Here is a 19,862-nt window from a genome sequence, read left to right as displayed (position 1 = left end):
CGGCCGTGGCGGGGAAGACCCCCGAGCCCCCACCACGGCCGCAGAACTTCTCCCTCCGGGTTATCTCTCCGGGTTACGCGAGACCGGCGCGCTCCAGCGCCTGCGTACCGGCGCGCAGGGCCGTGATCCGCTCCTCCAGCGTGAAGCCGGCCGGTGCCAGCGTCAGTGTGGTGACCCCGGCAGCCGCGTAGGCCTGCATCCGCTCGGCGATGCGGTCCACGGAGCCGAGGAGCGTCGTCGAGTCGATCAGCTCGTGCGGCACCGCTGCCGCCGCGCCGGCCTTGTCGCCGGCCAGGTACTTGTCCTGGATCTCGGCCGCTTCCTTCTCGTAGCCCATGCGCTGGGCGAGCTGGTTATAGAAGTTCTGCTTGCGGCTGCCCATGCCGCCCACGTAGAGGGCGGTGTACGGGCGGAACATGTCCGCGAGGCCGTTGATGTCGTCGCCCACCGCGAGCGGCACCGTCGGGACGACGTCGAAGCCGTCCATCGTCTTGCCCGCCTTCTCGCGGCCCGCGCGCAGGTGACGGATCGCGGTCTCCTCCAGGTGCTCGGCCGCGGGGAAGATCAGCAGGGCACCGTCGGCGATCTCACCGGTCTGCTCCAGGTTCTTGGGGCCGATCGCGGCGACGTACAGCGGGATGTGCTCGCGCTCCGGGTGGACGGTGAGCTTGAGGGGCTTGCCCGGCCCGTCCGGCAGCGGGAGCGTCCAGTGCTCGCCCTCGTAGCTGAGGCGCTCGCGCGTCATCGCCTTGCGGACGATCTCGACGTACTCGCGGGTGCGGGCCAGCGGCTTGTCGAACTTGACGCCGTACCAGCCCTCGGAGACCTGCGGACCCGAGACGCCGAGGCCGAGCCGGAAACGGCCGCCGGAGAGCGAGTCGAGCGTGGCGGCCGTCATGGCGGTCATCGCGGGCTGCCGGGCCGGGATCTGGAAGATCGCGGATCCGATGTCGATGCGTTCGGTCTGCGCGGCCACCCAGGACAGCACCGTCGCGGCGTCCGAGCCGTAGGCCTCGGCGGCCCAGCAGACCGCGTAGCCGAGCTTGTCGGCCTCCTTGGCGACGGCGAGGTTGTCCGCGTCCATCCCCGCGCCCCAGTAGCCGAGGTTGATCCCGAGCTGCATGGCCGAATCCCCTTACTGAGCAGTAACGTCCTTGTGCCGGGGACTGTAGCGCGTGGCCCCCGGGACCGTCATCGGCAGGCGGGCGGGGCGGGTGACCGGGTGGCCGGGTTCTCCACAGTCACAGGTTTGTCCACAGCCCCTCACGCCGCTGGAGCACGGCCAGTAATCTCAGCGCCCATGGAGCAGAGGCATCTCGGCCGTACCGGCCTTCGCGTGTCCCGGATCGGACTCGGCACCCTGACCTGGGGGCACACCCAGGAAAGCGACGCCGCCGATCTTTTGAAGGTGTTCTGGGAAGCCGGTGGCAGCCTCGTCGACACAGCCGATGTGTACGGCGACGGGGAGGCGGAGTACCTGCTCGGCCGACTCATAGAACGGCTCGTGCCGCGGCGCGACCTGGTCATCGCGACCAAGGCGGGCAGCGTGCCCGATCCCGACCGCCGCTTCGACGGCTCACGGGGCCACCTCCTCTCCGCGCTCGACGCGTCCCTCTCCCGCCTGGGCACGGATTACGTGGACCTGTGGCAGCTGCACGCCTTCGACCCCCGCACGCCCCTGGACGAGACGCTCCAGGCCCTGGACATAGCCGTCAGCAGCGGCCGGGCGCGCTATGCGGGCATCTCGAACTTCTCCGGCTGGCAGCTCGCCAAGGCGGCCACCTGGCAGCTCGCCGCCCCGGGGACCCGGACCCGCCTGGCCAGCACGCAGATGGAGTACTCCCTGCTGCAGCGCGGTGTCGAGCGGGAGCTGCTGCCGGCCGCGATGGACCTCGGCGTGGGCCTGCTTCCTTCGTCACCGCTCGGCCGCGGCGTGCTCACCGGGAAGTACCGTCACTCCACCCCGGCCGACTCGCGCGGTGGCTCGGAGCACTTCGCGCCGTTCGTCGCGCCCTATCTCGATGACGCCGCGAGCCGCATCGTCGACGCGCTCGCCACGGCGGCGGACGGCCTCGCGGCCACGCCCCTGCAGGTCGCCCTCGCGTGGGTGCGCGACCGCCCCGGAGTGACCGCGCCGATCGTCGGCGCGCGCAACGCGCAGCAGCTCACGGCCGCATTGTCAGTGGAGACCCTTAGTCTTCCTGACGAGATCTGCCAGGCGCTCGACGACGTGTCGGCGCCCGTGCACCGTTACCCCGATCAGGACTGGAGCACGCTGTGAGTACGGAGCCGGAAACCGCTGCCGCGGAGGAAGCGGAGGCCGCCGCCCCGGAGGAAACCGGGCCGCAGGCACCGGAGGCCGAGCACGCCACCGACACCGCCACAGCCGCCAGCACTGACGTCGACGGTCCTGAGGCCGCTGGTTCTGAAGCCGCCGAGCCTGATGCCGCCGGCGCCGACGTCGCCGATGCTGACGCCGGCACTCCTGACGCCGCCGTGGAAGGCGAAGCTGCCGCGGAGAGCAAGGAGTTGTCGGAGACCGAGGCGGAGATCGCTGCTCAGCGGGAGCTTCAGGAGCGGATCGCCGCGCGGAAGGCAGCCAAGCAGGGGCCGGTCGACGCCGGGGCCAAGCTCAGCGGCAAGGCCGCCGATCTGCTGGCCGCCGTGCGCGCGGTGGAGAGCGGCGAGAAGCCGGTCGTCAGCGCCTTCAGCGAGCCCGAACCCGCACCCCGCAAGGCCGTGCAGGAGCCTGTGCGGCGACCCCAGCCCGTCGCGGCACCCACCTCGGCCGGCCCCGGCGACGAAGCCGTGGAAGCGGTCCGTGCCGTCCTCGCCGACGGAGGCGCACCCGCCACCCTGGCCGCGCGCGCGGCCACGGTGCTCGGCGAGGGCGCGGACACCCAACTGCGCGCGGATCCCTGGCGGTTGCTGCGGGTCAGTGGCGTGCGCACGGAGCAGGCCGACGGATTCGCGCGGGCGCTGCTCGGCGCGGAGTGCGGGCCCGACGACGAGCGCAGGGGACGCGCGATCACCACCTGGCTCCTCGAGCAGGCGGCCGTCGCGGGCCACACGGCCCTGGACGCGGCGGCGCTCACCGCCGCGCTCGGGCAGCGCGCCGTGCCCGATCCGGACGCGGCGGTGCAGAGCGCCATCGCGGAGGGTGACATCCTGGTCTTCCAGGACGTCATCGAGACGCCGGGCGCACCGGCCCCCGCGGCCCCCGTCCGGGAAGAGGGCGACGGCGAGGGCGAGGAGACCGAGCAGCCGGTCCGCGTCCTGGTCGGCCTCGAGCAGTACGCCCTCGCGGAGGAGAGCCTCGCCGACGGGCTCGCCCGGGTGATCAATTCCCTGCCCAAGGACGAGGGTTCGGGCCCGCGGGCCGCCGACTGGGAGTCCGCGGCGGGCCAAGCCTCGGGTTCCACCGCCGAGCTGATCCGCGCGGTGGCCGGACACGGCCTCGTCCTGCACACCGGCGGCGAGGCGGCCCGCGCCGAGCCCGCCGCGCTGGTGAGGGCCGCGGCCGGTCTCGGCCTGCGGGCCTGGGCGGCCACGCACAGCTCCGCGGGACGCCGACGCGTCGCCGGGCTGATCGGCGCCGACGCGGACGAGGCGGGCGCCGCGACCGTGGCGGGGCTGCTCTCCGGAGCGGAGGGCCCTGGACGGGACAGGGACGGCGCACTCGCCCTCGACCTCCTGGTGGTCCTGGACGCGCCGCAGCTGGACGTGGAGAGCGCCGCGATGCTGGTGGAGTCCCTCCCTGACGGCGCCCGCCTGGTGCTCAGCGGCGATCCGGGGGTGCTGTGGTCGGCGGGCCCCGGCCGGGTCTTCGCGGACCTCACCGCGGCGCACTGCTGCCCCCAGGTCGTCTCCCGCGTCCCGGACCCCGGGCCCATCGGAGAGCTGGTCTCGGGCGTCGGCATCGGCGAGCTGAACCAGGTCGAGGCGCCGGGCAAGGAAGTCGTGATCGTCCCGGTCCGCGACGCGGGCGAGGCGGTCCACCGCACGGTGCAGCTCGTGGCGGACTCGGTGCCCCGGGCGATCGGCGTACCCACGGAGGACACCCAGGTGATCACTCCGGGGCACGGCGGCGCCGCGGGCACCCGCGCCCTGAACACCGCGCTCAAGGAGCGGCTGAACCCCGGCCCCGGCCGGTTCGGCGGCTTCGACCCCGGCGACCGCGTCGCCCACGTACCGGCGCCCGGGCGCACGATCCTGGGCCGGGTCCTGCGGGCCGACGCGGAGGGGCTGCACCTGGAGTGTGACGGCGCCCCCGTCGTCGTACCGAAGGAGCAGGTGGAGCAGACGGTGCGGCATGCCTGGGCGCTCACCGCGCACCAGGCCGTCGGCCTCAGCTGGCCCGCTGCGGTCGTGGTGCTGCCCGGCGACGCGACAGCGGCCCTGAGCAGGCCGTGGGTCTACACCGCGTTCAGCCGCGGCGAGCGGCACCTGTCGGTGGTCCAGGGCGCGGAGCAGGCGCTGCCGCGCGCGGTGGCGGAGATCCCCGCGAAGGCCCGTACGACGCGCCTGCAGACCCTGCTGCGCCCCCAGGTGCCCGCCACGGCGTGAGCCGGGCGACCGGACACGCACGAGCTGTGGGGCGCAGCCGCGACGGCTGCGCCCCGCAGGTCAGCGATCCGCGTCCAGCGCCCTTCGGCCGTCGTTGACGTCGGCGACATCGGCGTCGTCCGCCTCGTCGAGCTCGTCGAGCTCCTCCAGGACCGCCACGGCGTCCGGATCCGCATGGACGTGGACGTCGGGGTCGATGCCGTCGTCGTCCGGCTCGTCGTCGAAGACCGCGCTGACGTCGAAGCGGCACACGACCCGGTGCGGGTCCGCCTGGTCGAAGGGGGCATCGAGCCACTCCCCCGGCTCGGCCGGCTCGTCCGCCGCGGTGACCCAGAGCGTGGAGTCGCCCTCCTCCAGGCCGAACTCCTTGTGCCGGGAGGCGATCTCGTCCGGCTCGAACTCACCGAAGAGGACGCCGAGCGCGGCGTGCACACTGCTGCCGGCCGCCGCTGCGGCGGGACTCTCGCCCGCCGTTCCCTCGTCGAGGTCCGCGACCCGCTGGGCCTGCGCGAGGAGCCGCTGCGGCTCCGCGACGGCGTAGTCCCTGCGGATCAGCACGCTGAGCGCGTTCGCCTCCTCCGGGCCCTGGTAGGGCGGCAGCACGTCGCTGTCCGAGCCGGGGATCTCGAAGGGGGTGACCTCGTCATAGCGGTCGTAGAGAAGCTCGTCGTACTCCTCGGCCGCGGCGGCCAGCTCGTTGAACGCTTCGTAGACGGCCGGGTCGTCCTCCCCCGACCTGCGTTCGACCGCGGCAAGGTGACGGTCGAGCGCGGTCTTGACCGCCTCGGCGGCGGCGCGTACCTCGGCAGCGGTGGGCTGCGCAGCATCAGACATAGTGCAGACGCTATCCGTACCGGGCCCGTACTTGCACAATAGATGCGATGCCGGAATACGAATTTGTCGACGTGTATGTCCCACGCGGGGTCACCCGCAAGGAAGCAACGCGCCTGCTGACGGACCACGCGGAGTACGGACACTGGGAGTTGGACCGTCTGAGCCTGCACGCGGACGGCAGCCGCAGGGTGCGGCTGAAGCGGCGGATCATCCGCCAGCTGCGGGCCACTTGGTGAGCTGAGAACGCGAACGGAGGGTGCCCCGACCAGGCGGGACACCCTCCGTTCCGTACCGATCAAGCGGTGCCTCGCACGCTGATCAGGCGGCCGACCGGGTCCTTCGGTACAGCACCGTGCCCGCGAGCAGCATGCCCGCGCCCACCGGCAGCACGACGCCCATCGGCAGTTCGCTCCCCGTCTGGGCCAGCGACTCCGAGCCCTTGGGCTGCGCGACGGTCTGTGCCCCCGGCTCGTTCGGCATCGCCCGGTCGTCCACCGGCTTCTCACCCGGCGTACCGGGCTTCCCCGGCTGCTCGGGGCCCCCAGGCTTACCCGGCTCACCCGGCTCACCCGGCTTGCCCGGTTCGCCCGGCTTACCCGGCGTCTCGGGCTGCTCCGGGCCGCCCGGCGGCTGCTCCGGCTTCGTGGGTGGCTTCCCGCTGCCCGGCGGCACGCCGTGCGAGTCATTGGCGCATTCGTTGCCTGTGGTCGCGTTGCCGAGACCGCCGATGGTGACGCTGTTGCCGCAGACGTTCACCGGCGCGTCGACCGGGAGCTGGACGTCATTGCCCGAGGCGACGCCGGGCGAGTCACTGGTGTGCCCGTCCGCCGCGGACCCGCCACCCGAGGGCTTGTGCGAGCCGCTGCCGCCGTGGTGGGAGGTGTTGGCGCAGTGGTTGCCGGCCGTGGGGTTGAGCACCCCGACGACGTTGACGCTGTTGCCGCAGACGTTCACCGGTACGTCGACCGGGAGCTGCACGGAGTTGCCGGACAGCACACCCGGAGAATTCGACGCACCCCCGTGGGCGCCGGAATCGGCTTGCGCGTATCCACCGCTGATGGCGAGCACGCCTGTCGCGGCCGCCACCGTGATCAGGCCTTTACGAGTGACCTGTCGCATAGGTTTTCCCTGCCTTATGACCTTCAGGAATGCGTACGCGCCTCGGGGCGCGTACACGGAATGCCCGAAGGCCCCGGAGTGCGTGGCTCGCACTCCGGGGCCGACAGGCTCAGACCCTCGTGGGGTGAGGCACAACAACGTCAGACGTTGGCGCAGGTGTTGCCGAAGGCGGGGTTCAGCAGCCCGATCACGGAGACCGTGTTGCCACAGACGTTCACCGGCACGTGGATGGGCGCCTGGACGACATTGCCCGAGAGCACGCCGGGGGACTTCACGGCGGCACCCTGAGCACCGGCGTCGGCAGCAGCGATACCCGCACCCGCGAGCACGAGACCACCAGTGGCAACCGCAGCAGCGACGACCTTCTTGATCATTATTCCTCCTTGTTGGCAATGCGATCCCAGCCGCGGACCGCACCACCTGTAACGAGGAGGGAGTAATGGGGCTACGAGCCTATGGTCCCTTTCACTCTTTTCAGTCAAGTACGCACGCGCTGACGATTATTGGAGTTTCGTTTCAGCACGCATTTGCGGCACGGATGGGCGCGTGGAGGGGCGTACGGACCGGCGTTCAGGACGCGTCGATGAACCGGTCGAGCACGCGCACACCGAACTTCAGGCCGTCCACCGGCACCCGCTCGTCCACGCCGTGGAACATGCCCGCGAAGTCCAGCTCCGGCGGCAGCTTCAGCGGCGCGAAACCGAAGCCGCGGATGCCGAGGTCGTCGAAGGACTTGGCGTCGGTGCCCGCGGAGAGCATGTACGGCACGGCGCGGGCGATCGGGTCCTCGGCCTGCAGCGCCGTCTGCATGGCGTCGACGAGCGCACCGTCGAAGGTGGTCTCCAGGGCCTTGTCCGCGTGTACGTCCGTCCGCTTGACGTTCGGGCCGAGGATGCGGTCCAGGTCGGCGAGGAACTCCTCCTCGTACCCCGGCAGGAAGCGGCCGTCGACGTGCGCCGTCGCCTGCCCGGGGATGACGTTGACCTTGTAGCCCGCGCCCAGCTGGGTCGGGTTGGCGGTGTTCTTCAGCGAGGCGCCGATGAGCTTGGCGATGCCGCCGAGCTTGGCGAGCGTCGCGTCCATGTTCTCGGGGTCGAGCTCGGTGCCGAGGGCGTCGCCGAGCTCGTCCAGGAAGTGCCGCAGCGTCTTGGTCACCCGCACCGGGAACTCGTGCCGCCCCAGCCGGCCGACGGCCTCGGACAGTTCCGTGATGGCGTTGTCCTTGTGGATCATCGAACCGTGGCCGGCGGTGCCGTCCACGGTCAGCTTCATCCAGTGCATGCCCTTCTGGGCCGTCTCGATGAGGTAGAGCCGCAGGTCCTCGTTGACCTGGTAGGAGAAGCCGCCGACCTCGCTGATGGCCTCCGTGACGCCCTCGAAGAGCTCCGGGTGGTTGTCGACGAGGTAGCGCGCGCCGTACGTGCCGCCGGCCTCCTCGTCGGCCATGAACGAGAGCACGATGTCGCGCGGAGGCTTGCGGCCGGTGCGCATGCGCTCGCGGACGACCGCGAGGGTCATCGCGTCCATGTCCTTCATGTCGACGGCGCCACGGCCCCACACACAGCCGTCCGCGATCTCCCCGGAGAAGGGGTGGTGCGTCCAGTCCTGCGCGTTCGCCGGTACGACATCGGTGTGGCCGTGGATGAGCAGCGCGGGCCGGGAGCGGTCCTCGCCCTCGATGCGGGCCACCGTGGAGGCCCGTCCGGGGTGCGATTCGAAGATCTGCGGCTCGAGCCCCACCTCGGCGAGCTTCTCCGCGACGTACTCGGCGGCCTTGCGCTCGCCCGGCCCCGAGTGATCGCCGTAGTTGCTGGTGTCCATGCGGATCAGATCGCGGCAGAGATCGACGACCTCGTCCTCACCGGTGACGGGCCGCGACCGGTCCGCCTCGCCCGCCCTGTCGGCCCTGCTCGGCTCGCTCACGATGGTTCCTCCCGCTATCGCTGCTGGTGGTCCTCCTCATCCTCCCGCGTCCACCCTCCGACACCCAAGGCCGGGCACCCGCCGTCATACGCCGTTCACGCTCCTGACCTGTGTGATCAGAGGCCCCCGAATGTTTGCTATGGTTTTCCACGTCGCCGCGGGAAACCGCGACAGACCACCGGTCCGGGTGGCGGAATGGCAGACGCGCTAGCTTGAGGTGCTAGTGCCCTTTATCGGGCGTGGGGGTTCAAGTCCCCCCTCGGACACAGAGGCAACACAGATACACCGCGAAGAGCGGGCCAGGATTCCTGGCCCGCTCTTCCGCGTTGCGGGGTGGTCAGCGGGAGGTCTCCAGGGTGGGGCGCGGTGGACATCAGTCTCGTGGATCACGGACTCCGTGCCACAGGCCGCCGTGGCGGCGGTGGGCCGGGGTGAGGCCCTGCGTGAAGTACTTGTCGTAGTACGCGCTCTCCACGTGGTGGGCCTGCAGCCAGATTCCGGGGACGTGGATCGCGTCCGTGTGCGCGGGGAAGCGGCGGTGCGTCCGGAGGATGTACGTGCAGATGTCACGGGCGCACTCGATCACCCGCTCCTCGTACTCGCTCGCCTCGGCGAGGTAGCGCTGGCCGTAGTCCTCGCGGTAGATGCGGGTGAACACGTCCTTGTCGCCGTAGACGCCGCCGGGGCCGAACTTGTCGCGGATGACGGCGTCGACCGCGTCGGACATCGACGCGAACGCGGGCGGGCACATGGCGGAGATCAGCTGTTCGCCGCCGGGGCTCTTGAGGCCCACCGGGTGCGAGCGCACGTTCGCGTACTTGGGGAGCGGGATGTGCCAGCGCCACACGTCGGCCGGGCGCCAGCGCGGGGTGACGAAGGTGAAGCCGAGCATCCTGCCGTAGGTGCGGGAGAACTTCGGGTCGCCCAGGGCGATCTGCGGGTTGATGGACGCGTGGATCCAGGCGCCGAGGCCCATCGCCTCCGCCACCAGCATCAGGTTCTGGAGCAGCAGGTCCGCCTCGATCTGGGTGCGGAGCGGGCCGAGCGCGCCCAGCGGCAGCTTCAGCTTCTCGTTCAGGAACCCGTTCTTGATCCACTTCTTGACGCCCGCGGGGCGGTAGAAGTTCCGGTCGTCCACCAGCGTGGGCCGTGCCCCGTCCGGCTGCGTGAGCAGGTACATCAGGGCGTTGATGTACTGGTGGGAGAGGTCCACCACCGGGAAGAGGACCGTCGTGCCCGGCAGGTTGGACAGGAAGCGGTTCGAGTCCAGGTAGGCCGGGAAGTCCCGCAGGTTCTGCGCCACGTCCAGGCGGTGGTCGAGGACCTTGACCTTGGCCTTCCGTGCGCGGGCGGTCAGCGTCGCGTCATCGAAGGGTTCCTCGGGCGCCGGCGGCAGCTTCCTCAGGTAGTACGTGCCGGTGTCGTTGATCAGGAAGAAGTGCGTGCCCTGCGCGTTGTCGGGGCTGCCCGCCGTGCGCCCCGCCATGGTCAGGTTCGGCTTCGCCATGATCGGCTTGCCGTTCCGCGGATCCTCGAAGGGGCGGTCGGGCATCGTCAGGCCGGTGCAGCCGGTGAGGGCGATCAGGACCGCCTCCTCCAGCTCGGTCAGCGGCTGCGGGGCGTTGTCGGAGACGTAACTCATCGAGCCCGCGGGGACGGTGGCGCCCTGGCTCACCCGGTGCGTGCGGCGGCGCCAGACCGTCTCCAGGAGGGGGCGTACGAAGAGGTCGGCGAGCCCGGGGTGGTGGCCGTTCGCCCGGCTGTCGGGCCCGCCGTCACCCGGTGGCATCGCTGCCTCCGTCCCGCACCGGCTTGACCTGCCGCCACGGCGCGAACGCGCTCGCGTTGCGCGGCAGCAGACCCGCGAGGTCCGGGGCGTGCCGCTGGATCACGGACTTCATGCCGCCCTTCTCGACCCAGTCCATGCCCAGCGGCGTGTAGATCTCGGGGCGGTAGTCGACGGTCAGGAAGCGGTCGCTCTGCAGGCGCCGGGTGGCCATCAGGATGAAGATGCGGAAGGCCGTGTCGCTGAAGCCGAAGCCGGTCGGCGGGTTCTCGGCGAACAGGCCGACCACGGTGTCGATCTCGTCGACCGAGCGGTAGACGTCCTTGAGGCGCGCGACGGTCTCGGGGTCCTGGCTCAGGTCCTCGAAGCGGCGGATACGCGGTTTGTGCAGGCCCGCGCGGAAGTCGTTGTAGCGCGGCACGCCCCGCCTGCGGGTGCGGACGAGGTCGAGGACGGAGAGGTCGATGATCTCGCCGTCGCGTTCGAAGCGCTGGAGCGCGCGCGGGAAGTTGTTCAGGGTGATCGCGCCGGGGTGGGCGATGCCGAGCGAGTAGAGGGTGTCGGCGAGGCCCGTCTTGCGGATGGCGGCCTCGGCCGCGCCGCCCTGGATGTCCTGGAAGCCGAGGCTCTCCAGGCGCTGCCCGAAGTGGTGCTCGCGCATCTCGTAGTCGTCGGGGATCAGCGGGTGCATCCGGTAGACGGTGACGAAGTCCTCGGTGAGGGAGTACGGCGCCGCGTGGTGGTCCGGCAGCGTCTTGGGGATGCCGGTCAGCGAGTGGGCCTCCAGGAGCCACAGGCCCAGCTTGTTGAGCCACTTGTCCGGCGGGCCCTCCCAGTTGGTGTGCAGGCCGAGGTCGATGGCCTCGGTGGCGAGGATCGCCGGGGTCCACTCCACGGTGTGGATCTTGGCGATGAGGGCGGAGACGACGAGGCGTGCCGTGTGGTAGATGCTGTCCTCGCTCATCGCGGGGTATTCGCGGCGCAGCGCCGCGCAGACCGCGTTGTGTTCGCGGGCGAAGAGCGTGTGCATGGCGCTGAGGCCGAGCCACCAGCTCTCGTTGAAGCCGGTGAGCGGGATGCCGTTCTGGCCGGCGGGCAGATGGCCGTCCTCCAGGCGCAGTTCGGCGCCGCCGCCCGGTTCGCGCAGGAACTTCGCGGTGCGCTCGTCCGCGCCGTACACCTCGGAGCCGTCCCACCAGTGGGAAGCGGTGTTGGCGAAGAGGATCGGCGGCTGGTTGCCGGGGATGCCGGACACGGGGATGCCCTCGTTCTCGGCGAAGCGCATGACGTTCTCGGGCGGGCCGCCCGGGGTGTTGTGCCAGGTGCTGCCGGGCGGCAGCGGGACCTCGACCGACTTGGTGCCCGCCGGGTAGCGGCGGTGGTTGACCCAGTCGTGGACCTGGAACTGGATCCAGGCGGCGGCCAGGATGTTGAGCGAGGTCGCGGGTATGAAGGTGTCGCGCTGGAGGAGTTGGCGGCTGACGGTGACCGGGTTCGGGGTGTCGAAGAGGTCGGGGCGGTAGTCCGGCTTCAGGTTGCGTCCGAAGGCCGCGCCCACGGCTCCCATGGAGGGCGCGGAGAGGTCGTTGTACGTCCCGTCGTACGACCGTGCGGTGCGCAGCCGCTCGTCGGCCGGGGCCGGTACGCGGACGGCCTTCGGCGGTGCCTCGTGGACGTCGGTGTCGATGAGGTTGAGGCGCCGGAGCACCTTGCGCAGGAAGACCAGGTTCAGCAGGCTCGACTCCAACGGCAGCCTGTACCACGGCACATAGCGGTTGAGCGCGCCGAAGAACCGGCCGACGGGGATGCCGAGGACCGTGTTGCGCAGCGGCTCCCCGGTGGTGAAGCGCAGGCCCTGGCGGTGGGCGGCGCTCGCCTCGTACGCGGCCTTGCGGGCGCGGTTGAGGTTGCCGAGGGGGCGGAAGTCGTCGGTCGTGTACCAGGGGTTGAAGGCGAGCTCCTCGACCCGGCCCGCAGCCGCCTGCGCCTCGGCGGTGGCCAGGTCCTGGCGTGGCACGGTGAGGCGTCCGACGGGCACCGCGGGCGTGATGACGTCCTTCCACTCCACCGAGCCGTCCTCGATGGGTGTGCGCTGCTCGTCCACGTACCGCTGGACGCACAGGTCGAAGGCGACGTCCGACGTGACGAGGCGGTGGGCGAGTTCGCGGTGCAGGAAGCCGGGGTCGCGGCGCTCGGGCTTCGGCTCGGGGGCGCTGCCGACGACGGGGCGCAGGAGATAGCGGACGGGGCCCGCTTCGCCCCAGAGGATGGCGCCGCGGCTCCAGTACGTCTCCTTGGCGAGGCTGTCGACCTTCTGCCGGGTGGCGGCCTGGATGTTGCGCCGCATCCGGGTGGCGGTGGAGAGGCCGACGGCGAGCGGGAGCTTCACGAGCAGGCCGAAGGCCTTCTGCAGTGGGTTGTTCGCGCCCGCCATGGCCTTGGCGAAGGCGACGAACTCACGGGCGTCGCGGGCGTGCGACACCGGGAAGTTGGTGGCGAGCAGGTCGTGGCTCTCCTCATCGGACACCGTCACGCGCACGGCGACGCCGCGCAGATCGGCCACGGCGTCGGGCTGCCGGGTGCCGCTGGCGTTGGAGAGCCGCACGGTCGCCGCGTACTCGGCGCCGGGCCGGGCGAATCCGGTGCGCAGGGCCTCGGGCAGGTCCTCGTTGAAGGTGAGGCGGGCGTTCTCCACGCCGAGCGCGGGTTTCGCGTGCTGGGTGCGCGCGAGGGAACCGGCGCTGCTGGTGCGCATGTTCTTCGCCTGGACCTTCATCACTTCGCGGGCCAGGCGCTCGAAGATCCGGTACTCCGCCTCGGGGCTGCCGCCCATGTAGCGCTCGTAGGTCTGCTCGTACTGTCCGGTGTCGGCCATCAGGCGCTTCCTTCGCACGCAGGCATACGGGGCGGGTGCTAGGCCCTGGGGCCCAGGACGCTAGCGGCGGCACCGGACGGCCGCAGCGTGCGTTCCCGCCTATGTGCGGGGCACCTCCCGGGCGTCGAACACGCAGGCGGGCGGCGGTATTTGGGCCTGTCGGGCGCCCTGGGGCTGCCGGGCGGGACGGCCCGGGTGATCGTCCCGACGTCCCTCTGGGGTCTTCTCCCCCACCGGCCTCAGGAGCGCTGCGCGCCGATGGCCGGTCCGTGACGGGCCATCGGCGCGGGGCTGGGCGACGGGCCGGGCGGCGGGCCGGGCGGCGGCCAGGCAGCGGCCAGGCAGTCGCTAGGCAGTCGCTAGTCGATGAAGGCGCCGTCGACGTACACCCAGGCCCCGTCGAGCCGCTCGAAACGGCTCCGCTCGTGCAGGGCCTCCTTGCGGCCCCCGTCGGTGTAGCGGGCCCGGAACTCGACCGTGCCGGTGGTGTGGAACGCGGTGCCGTCCGCCGTGTCCAGGATCTCCAGGCCGACCCAGCGGAGCCCCGGGTCGAACTCCACGCGCGGCGGCCGGGTGCGGGGGTGCCAGGTGCGCAGGAGGTACGCCTCGTCCTCGACGGCGAAGGCGCAGTACCGGGAGCGCATCAGCTCCTCGGGCACGGCGGCCGCGGCCTCGCCCCGGTGCAGCCTGCCGCAGCACTTCTCGTACGGCTCGGGGTGGCCGCAGGGGCAGGACTGGGGACGGGGGGCGCGTCGGGACATGCGGACCATTGTCCCCGACGCGCGCGGACCACTGTCCCCCGCCGCTGTCCCCCGCTACGGCGCGAGGATGTCCAGCTCGTGCAGCGCTCCCACGGCGATCTCCCGCGTCAGCTCCTCGGCGCGGGCCGCGTCGCCCTCGCGCACCGCCTCCGCGAGCCTGACGTGCAGGGTGACGGCCGCGGGGTCGGGGTCCTCGAACATGACCTGGTGGTGGGTGCGGCCCGCGAGGACCTCCGCGACGACGTCGCCCAGGCGGGCGAACATCTCGTTGCCCGACGCGTTCAGGACGATGCGGTGGAAGTTGATGTCGTGGAAGAGGTAGCCCTCGAGCTGCTGCCCGCGCGAGGTGGCGACCATGCCGAGGGCGCATTCGGTGAGGGCCGCGCACTGCTCGGGGGTGGCGTGCCGGGCGGCGAGCCCGGCGGCGGCCGGTTCGATCGCCGAGCGCAGGACCGTGAGGGAACGCAGCTGGCGCGGCCGGTCGGCGCCGGCCAGGCGCCACCTGATGACCTGGGGGTCGTAGACGTTCCACTCCTCGGTGGGCCGCACGGTCACACCGACCCGGCGGCGGGACTCGACGAGGTGCATCGACTCCAGGACCCGCACCGCTTCCCGCACGACCGAGCGTGACACCTCGAAGCGCTGGGACAGCTCGTCCGTACGCAGCACACTGCCCGGCGGGTACTCGCCGCCGGTGATGGCGGGCCCGAGGCTTTCCAGTACGCGAGCGTGCAGCCCACGGGCCTGATCGGTCATGTCGTCAGGGTATGTGGGGACCCGCGGGAACAAAAAGTCAGACTTTTGTGTCACAGACTCTTGAATTCGTCTGACCTAATGGGTTTCAGTGACGTGAACGAGCCACGGGTCTCCCCCGGCCCGTGGCTCGTGACACCGATGTCGAAGAGGACAGCGAGGCAGGACAGCGATGAGCACCCCCCACGTCGTCGTGGTGATGGGCGTGGCAGGAACCGGCAAGACAACGATCGGCCCCCTGCTCGCGGCACAGCTCGGCGTTCCGTACGCCGAGGGCGACGACTTCCACCCCCCGGCGAACATCGCCAAGATGTCGGCCGGGACCCCGCTGACCGACGACGACCGCTGGCCGTGGCTCGATGCCATCGGCGCCTGGGCCCACGGCAGGGCCGGGCTCGGCGGTGTGGTCAGCAGCTCGGCGCTGAAGCGCAGCTACCGCGACCGGCTGCGGGCCGCGGCGCCCGGCATCGTCTTCGTCCACCTCACCGGTGACCGGGCCCTCATCGAGGACCGGATGTCCCACCGGCAGGGCCATTTCATGCCGACGGCCCTGCTCGACTCGCAGTTCGCCACGCTCCAGCCGCTCGGCCCGGACGAGGCGGGCGTCGCCGTCGATGTCACCGGCGGTCCGGAAGAGATCAGCGAGCGCGCCTTCCGGGCACTGGGCGCGCTCGGCCAGTAGTACCCCGTCCCCCGCACCCCCCTCCCCTGACGTACAAGGAAGACACCGTGACCAGTCTCAGCGTTGAGATGCTGGCAGCGGACGCCGTCGAGCCGATCACTTCCGCTGGCCATGCCCAGCTGGGTATCGCCGTCCTCGCGGGCATCGCCGTCATCGTCCTGCTCATCACGAAGTTCAAGCTGCACGCGTTCCTGGCCCTGACGATCGGGTCGCTCGCCCTGGGCGCCTTCGCGGGCGCGCCGCTCGACAAGACGATCGCGGCCTTCACCGAGGGTCTCGGTTCGACGGTCGCGGGCGTGGGTGTGCTGATCGCGCTCGGCGCGATCCTCGGCAAGCTGCTCGCCGACTCCGGCGGCGCGGACCAGATCGTCGACACGATCCTCGCCAAGGCGGGCGGGCGCGCGATGCCGTGGGCGATGGTCCTGATCGCCTCGGTGATCGGCCTTCCGCTCTTCTTCGAGGTCGGCATCGTGCTGCTGATCCCGGTCGTCCTGATGGTCGCCAAGCGGGGCAACTACTCGCTCATGCGGATCGGCATCCCGGCGCTCGCCGGTCTGTCCGTGATGCACGGCCTGATCCCGCCGCACCCCGGCCCGCTGGTCGCGATCGACGCGGTGGACGCGAACCTGGGCGTCACCCTCGCCCTCGGTGTGCTCGTCGCCATCCCCACCGTGATCATCGCCGGTCCCGTCTTCTCGAAGTACGCGGCGAAGTGGGTGGACGTCCCGGCCCCCGAGAAGATGATGCCGCAGCGTCCTTCGGAGGACCTGGAGAAGCGGCCCGGGTTCGGCGTGACGGTCGCGACCGTGCTGCTGCCCGTCGTGATGATGCTGGCCAAGGCCCTGGTCGACATCATCGTGGACAACCCGGACCACACGGTGCAGCGTGTCTTCGACGTCATCGGTTCACCGCTGATCGCGCTGCTCGCCGCGGTGATCGTGGGCATGTTCACGCTGGGCCGTGCGGCCGGGTTCACGAAGGACCGCCTCTCGACCACTGTCGAGAAGTCGCTCGCGCCGATCGCCGGTGTGCTGATGATCGTGGGTGCGGGTGGCGGCTTCAAGCAGACCCTCATCGCCTCGGGCGTCGGTGAGATGGTCCTCGACATCTCCAAGGACTGGTCGATCCCGGCGCTGCTCCTCGCGTGGCTGATCGCCGTGGTGATCCGCCTCGCCACGGGGTCGGCGACGGTGGCCACCATCTCGGCCGCCGGGCTTGTCGCCCCGCTGGCCGCGGACATGTCCACCGCGCACACGGCGCTGCTCGTGCTCGCCATCGGTGCGGGGTCACTGTTCTTCTCGCACGTGAACGACGCCGGGTTCTGGCTGGTGAAGGAGTACTTCGGACTGAGCGTGGGGCAGACGATCAAGACGTGGTCCGTGATGGAGACGATCATCTCCGTCGTCGCGGGCGGGCTGGTGCTGTTGCTGTCGCTTGTGATTTAGCCGGGCCGGGGGCCTTGGTTGCCCTCACCACCGGCTTCGCCGAGTTCGTCCTCACACGCCGGACGGGCTGGAAGTATCCGGCCGGGCTGGACACTTCCGGCCCGGCCGGCTTTTTGCCTTTACTTCCGCCACAGCGGATGCTCCCGTTCCGCCCACTCCGGGTCCACCGAGCCGGTCCGCATGCCCCGCCTCGCCTCCGGGTCCGCCCACGCCATTCCCACGTGCCCGGCGATCACCACGCCGAGTGCCAGGGCCAGCCAGTCGTGGACGAACGTGCTTCCCGTGCGCCAGGCCAGCGGGGCGAGGTGCGTGAACCACATCAGCAGGCCCGTGCCCAGCATCACCAGGACCGCCCCGGCCAGCCAGCCCGCGTACAGCTTCTGGCCCGCGTTGAACTTGCCCGCCCGTCGGGTGCGGCGCCGCAGCCAGGCCCTGTCGTACGGCCCGAAGCGGTTCAGGAGGCGCAGGTCGCCGCGGAAGGCGCGGGACGCGAGGCCTGCCAGGAAGGGGGCCGGGAGCAGCAGCCCCGACCATTCGTGGACGGTCACCACCAGCGCGCGGCGCCCCACCAGCTCGGCGAGCTGAGGAACGTACAGGCACGCCGCGGTCCCGATGCAGACCAGCATCAGGAGTGCCGTCGTCCGGTGCACCCACCGCTCCGCAGGGCTGAACCGCCTTACCCGTGCGGTCACTTCAGGCCGTGGGCTTGTCGTCCCTGCCATTCGAATCACCCACCCACGCGTCGACGTCGTAGCCGCGCTTCTCCCAGTAACCCGGCTCCACCTCGTCGGTGAGCGTGATCCCGGAGAGCCACTTCGCCGACTTGTAGAAGTACATGGGGGCGGCATAGAGGCGGACCGGGCCGCCGTGGCTGTGGCCCAGGTCCTTGTCCCGCATGCGCAGGGCCACCAGCATGTCCGCCCGGCGCGCCTGCTTCAGGGTCAGGCTCTCGCTGTACGCCCCGTCGAAGCACGTGAAGCGGACAGCCCGGGCTGTGGGACGTACCCCGGCCGCGTCCAGCAGGCGGGAGAGGCGTACGCCCTCGAAGGGCGTGTCCGGCACCCGCCAGCCCGTCACGCACTGGACGTCGCGCACCATGCGGGTCTGCGGCAGGGCGCGCAGTTCGGCGAGGGAGTACGTCGTGGGGCGGTCCACCAGGCCGTCGATCTTCAGCCGGTACGTGGACGCGCTCTTGTGCGGGACGGACGCGGCCACCGAGTAGTAGCGGAAGCCGCCGCCGTTCGGGAGCAGGTCCGTCAGGCCCGTGGGGTCCTTGTCGGACGCGGCGCCCAGGAAGGATTCGAGGCCCCGCTGGAGCGGCGGCGCGGCGGCCACGCCCAGGGCGCCGAGGCCGAGCATGCCCAGGACCAGACGGCGGCCGACGGGCGTGCCGCCGCCCTGGTCCTCTTCGGGCGGGTGTCGAGGGGAGGTTGTCACCCTTCGATTCGAGCACCCGCGGCCCCCGGGGTACAGGGGCCGCGGGCAGACGTCAGCGTTCCGTCACACCTGAACGGGGCCGGACGGCTCCTCGGCCGCCTTCTCCAGCTGGAACGCCTCGTTGCCCAGGCCGATCCGCGCATGCGCCTCGGGCCTGGTCGAGCGCAGGACCGCGCCGTAGACCACGCCGATCACGGCGGCGAGCAGGATGATGCCGGGCAGCACCCAGCTGAGCGCCGAGCCGGGGCCCGCGCCGACCAGGACGTCGAAGTCCTTGACGGTGTAGCCCGCGATGACGAGCAGGCCGGCCGCGGCGAGCGCGGAGGCGGTGATGCGCCAGACCTGGGCGCGCGCGGCGCCGCGTCGTACGAAGAAGACGATCACCGCGACGGACGCGGTGGCCATCAGGAGGATGACGCCCAGGGCGCCGATGTTGCCGCCCCAGGTGAAGAGGTGCAGGACCGGGGCGGTCGGGTCGCCGAACTCGCCGTCGTCGGTCACCGCGAAGGCGATCACGATGACGACGGAGACGACCGTCTGGAGCAGGGAGCCGGTGCCGGGGGCGCCGGTCGAGGTGTTGGTCCTGCCGAACGTGGCGGGCAGCAGGCCCTCGCGGCCCATGGCGAAGGCGTACCGCGCGACCACGTTGTGGAAGGAGAGGATCGCCGCGAACATGCCGGTCACGAACAGGACGTGGAGTACGTCGGTGAAGGTGCCGCCGAGCCGGGACTCGGTGAGCCCGAAGAGCAGCCCAGCGCTCTGTTCCCGCGCGGCCGGGACGATGCCCGAGGGTCCGGCGGCGACCGTGAGCGCCCAGGAGCTGATCGCGAAGAAGATCGCGACGAAGCCCACCGCGAAGAACATCACGCGGGCGACGACGACCTGGGGGCGGCTGGTCTCCTCCGCGTACACGGGAGCCTGCTCGAAGCCGGTGAAGGCGGCGATGCAGAAGCAGAGCGAGGTGGCGACGCCCGCACCCGTGAGGGTGTCGGGGTTGAACGCGTGCAGGGACAGGCCTTCCTTGGCCGGGTCCGCGATGGCCGCGATGTCGAAGATGACGACGAGCGCCACCTCGATGAGCAGCAGCACGCCGAGCACGCGCGCGTTCAGGTCGATCTTCAGCCAGGCGAGCACGCCGACGAGGGCGACGGTGACGAGTGCCGGTATCCACCAGGCGACTTCGACGTCGAAGTAGGTGTTGAGCAGCCCGGAGACCTCGAAGCCGAGGAGGCCGTAGAGGCCCGCCTGCAGGACGCTGTAGGCGACGAGCGCGACCAGCGAGGCGCCCGCGCCCGCGGTGCCGCCGAGGCCCCTCGATATGTACGCGTAGAAGGCGCCCGCGTTGTGGACGTGACGGCTCATCTCGGCGTACCCGAAGCTGAACAGACCGAGGACCACGCCGAGGATGAGGAAGAGCAGCGGCTGACCGACGACACCCATCACGCCGTATGTGGTGGGCATGACACCGGCGACGACCATGAGCGGACCGGTCGCCGCGAGGACGGAGAGGAGCAGGCCCGCCGTGCCGAGCCGGCCGGCGCGCAATGCCGTCTCCTCGCCCTTGTACGTGCTGATCCCGCTCCCGGCGGCTGTGCTCGCGGGTCTCGTGTCGCTCGTGCTGCTCGAACTGCCCGTCGCCATGGCGCGGTTGTCCTTTCGGAGTGGGCCGGTGGGTGCGGTG

Annotated in this window: 17 protein-coding genes and 1 tRNA gene; 6 read left to right on the top strand and 12 right to left on the bottom strand. The window is 71.2% G+C overall.

Annotated features, from left to right (window positions below):
- Positions 1-73: 73 nt before the first annotated feature.
- Entirely contained in the window at positions 74-1,123 is a 1,050-nt protein-coding gene (locus tag AB0E78_RS20270) for an LLM class F420-dependent oxidoreductase (RefSeq protein WP_361834101.1), read from the bottom strand.
- 177 nt (positions 1,124-1,300) lie between these two features.
- Here AB0E78_RS20270 and AB0E78_RS20265 point away from each other — a divergent pair, with 177 nt between their 5' ends.
- Both AB0E78_RS20265 and AB0E78_RS20260 read left to right on the top strand, forming a co-directional pair.
- On the top strand, positions 1,301-2,281 hold the full coding sequence (locus AB0E78_RS20265) for an aldo/keto reductase (RefSeq protein ID WP_361834099.1): 981 nt from the start codon (positions 1,301-1,303) through the stop codon (positions 2,279-2,281).
- On the top strand, positions 2,278-4,566 hold the full coding sequence (locus AB0E78_RS20260; protein ID WP_361834097.1) for a helix-hairpin-helix domain-containing protein: 2,289 nt from the start codon (positions 2,278-2,280) through the stop codon (positions 4,564-4,566). Before AB0E78_RS20265 ends, AB0E78_RS20260 begins: the two co-directional genes overlap by 4 nt.
- Positions 4,567-4,626: 60 nt before the next feature.
- Here AB0E78_RS20260 and AB0E78_RS20255 read toward each other — a convergent pair whose 3' ends face one another.
- Complete coding sequence (locus AB0E78_RS20255; RefSeq protein ID WP_361834095.1) at positions 4,627-5,400, bottom strand: hypothetical protein; 774 nt, start codon at positions 5,398-5,400, stop codon at positions 4,627-4,629.
- A gap of 47 nt (positions 5,401-5,447) precedes the next feature.
- Between AB0E78_RS20255 and AB0E78_RS20250 the strand changes: the two genes are divergently transcribed.
- On the top strand, positions 5,448-5,636 hold the full coding sequence (locus tag AB0E78_RS20250; protein ID WP_190082655.1) for a DUF5703 family protein: 189 nt from the start codon (positions 5,448-5,450) through the stop codon (positions 5,634-5,636).
- Positions 5,637-5,718: 82 nt separating this feature from the next.
- Here the strand turns inward: AB0E78_RS20250 and AB0E78_RS20245 are convergent, their stop codons facing one another.
- From AB0E78_RS20245 to AB0E78_RS20235, 3 genes are all read right to left on the bottom strand, one after another.
- Positions 5,719-6,519, bottom strand: coding sequence for a chaplin (locus tag AB0E78_RS20245; protein WP_361834093.1), 801 nt, complete (start codon positions 6,517-6,519; stop codon positions 5,719-5,721).
- A 140-nt stretch (positions 6,520-6,659) separates the two neighbouring features.
- Entirely contained in the window at positions 6,660-6,893 is a 234-nt protein-coding gene (gene chpH, locus AB0E78_RS20240; protein ID WP_361834091.1) for a chaplin ChpH, read from the bottom strand.
- Positions 6,894-7,089: 196 nt separating this feature from the next.
- Entirely contained in the window at positions 7,090-8,442 is a 1,353-nt protein-coding gene (locus AB0E78_RS20235; protein WP_361834089.1) for a M20/M25/M40 family metallo-hydrolase, read from the bottom strand.
- Between the two features lie 181 nt (positions 8,443-8,623).
- Here AB0E78_RS20235 and AB0E78_RS20230 point away from each other — a divergent pair.
- A tRNA-Leu gene (locus tag AB0E78_RS20230) sits at positions 8,624-8,708 on the top strand.
- A gap of 107 nt (positions 8,709-8,815) precedes the next feature.
- On the opposite strand, the gene AB0E78_RS20225 is transcribed toward AB0E78_RS20230, so the two are convergent.
- The 4 genes from AB0E78_RS20225 to AB0E78_RS20210 form a co-directional block, all read right to left on the bottom strand.
- Positions 8,816-10,231: a hypothetical protein gene (locus AB0E78_RS20225; RefSeq protein ID WP_361834087.1), complete on the bottom strand. Its 1,416-nt coding sequence runs from the start codon at positions 10,229-10,231 to the stop codon at positions 8,816-8,818.
- Positions 10,218-13,103 (bottom strand): peroxidase family protein, encoded by a 2,886-nt coding sequence (locus tag AB0E78_RS20220; RefSeq protein WP_361834085.1) that lies wholly within the window; start codon positions 13,101-13,103, stop codon positions 10,218-10,220. The genes AB0E78_RS20225 and AB0E78_RS20220 overlap by 14 nt, the downstream gene beginning before the upstream one ends.
- A gap of 359 nt (positions 13,104-13,462) precedes the next feature.
- The gene (locus AB0E78_RS20215) at positions 13,463-13,864 is read right to left on the bottom strand and encodes a YchJ family protein (RefSeq protein WP_361834084.1); all 402 of its coding nucleotides are present in this window, start codon (positions 13,862-13,864) and stop codon (positions 13,463-13,465) included.
- Positions 13,865-13,918: 54 nt separating this feature from the next.
- On the bottom strand, positions 13,919-14,620 hold the full coding sequence (locus AB0E78_RS20210) for an FCD domain-containing protein (protein ID WP_361834082.1): 702 nt from the start codon (positions 14,618-14,620) through the stop codon (positions 13,919-13,921).
- 169 nt (positions 14,621-14,789) lie between these two features.
- On the opposite strand from AB0E78_RS20210, the gene AB0E78_RS20205 reads away from it, so the two are divergent.
- Both AB0E78_RS20205 and AB0E78_RS20200 read left to right on the top strand, forming a co-directional pair.
- The gene (locus AB0E78_RS20205) at positions 14,790-15,299 is read left to right on the top strand and encodes a gluconokinase (protein ID WP_361834080.1); all 510 of its coding nucleotides are present in this window, start codon (positions 14,790-14,792) and stop codon (positions 15,297-15,299) included.
- Positions 15,300-15,346: 47 nt separating this feature from the next.
- Positions 15,347-16,744: a gluconate:H+ symporter gene (locus tag AB0E78_RS20200; protein WP_361834078.1), complete on the top strand. Its 1,398-nt coding sequence runs from the start codon at positions 15,347-15,349 to the stop codon at positions 16,742-16,744.
- Positions 16,745-16,863: 119 nt separating this feature from the next.
- Here AB0E78_RS20200 and AB0E78_RS20195 read toward each other — a convergent pair whose 3' ends face one another.
- The 3 genes from AB0E78_RS20195 to AB0E78_RS20185 all read right to left on the bottom strand — a co-directional run bounded on the left by AB0E78_RS20195 (position 16,864) and on the right by AB0E78_RS20185 (position 19,822).
- Positions 16,864-17,466 (bottom strand): cytochrome b/b6 domain-containing protein, encoded by a 603-nt coding sequence (locus tag AB0E78_RS20195; RefSeq protein ID WP_361834076.1) that lies wholly within the window; start codon positions 17,464-17,466, stop codon positions 16,864-16,866.
- Positions 17,438-18,103 carry a molybdopterin-dependent oxidoreductase gene (locus AB0E78_RS20190; RefSeq protein WP_361834654.1) on the bottom strand — a complete coding sequence of 222 codons (666 nt, stop codon included), beginning with the start codon at positions 18,101-18,103 and terminating at the stop codon, positions 17,438-17,440. The genes AB0E78_RS20195 and AB0E78_RS20190 overlap by 29 nt, the downstream gene beginning before the upstream one ends.
- A 141-nt stretch (positions 18,104-18,244) precedes the next feature.
- On the bottom strand, positions 18,245-19,822 hold the full coding sequence (locus tag AB0E78_RS20185; RefSeq protein ID WP_361834074.1) for an APC family permease: 1,578 nt from the start codon (positions 19,820-19,822) through the stop codon (positions 18,245-18,247).
- Between the last annotated feature and the right edge of the window lie 40 nt (positions 19,823-19,862).

The sequence above is a fragment of the Streptomyces sp. NPDC032198 genome, assembly GCF_040636975.1.
GTDB lineage: Bacteria > Actinomycetota > Actinomycetes > Streptomycetales > Streptomycetaceae > Streptomyces.
The sequence above is the reverse complement of the archived record's forward strand: the minus strand, read 5'-3'. Positions and strand labels throughout refer to the sequence as shown.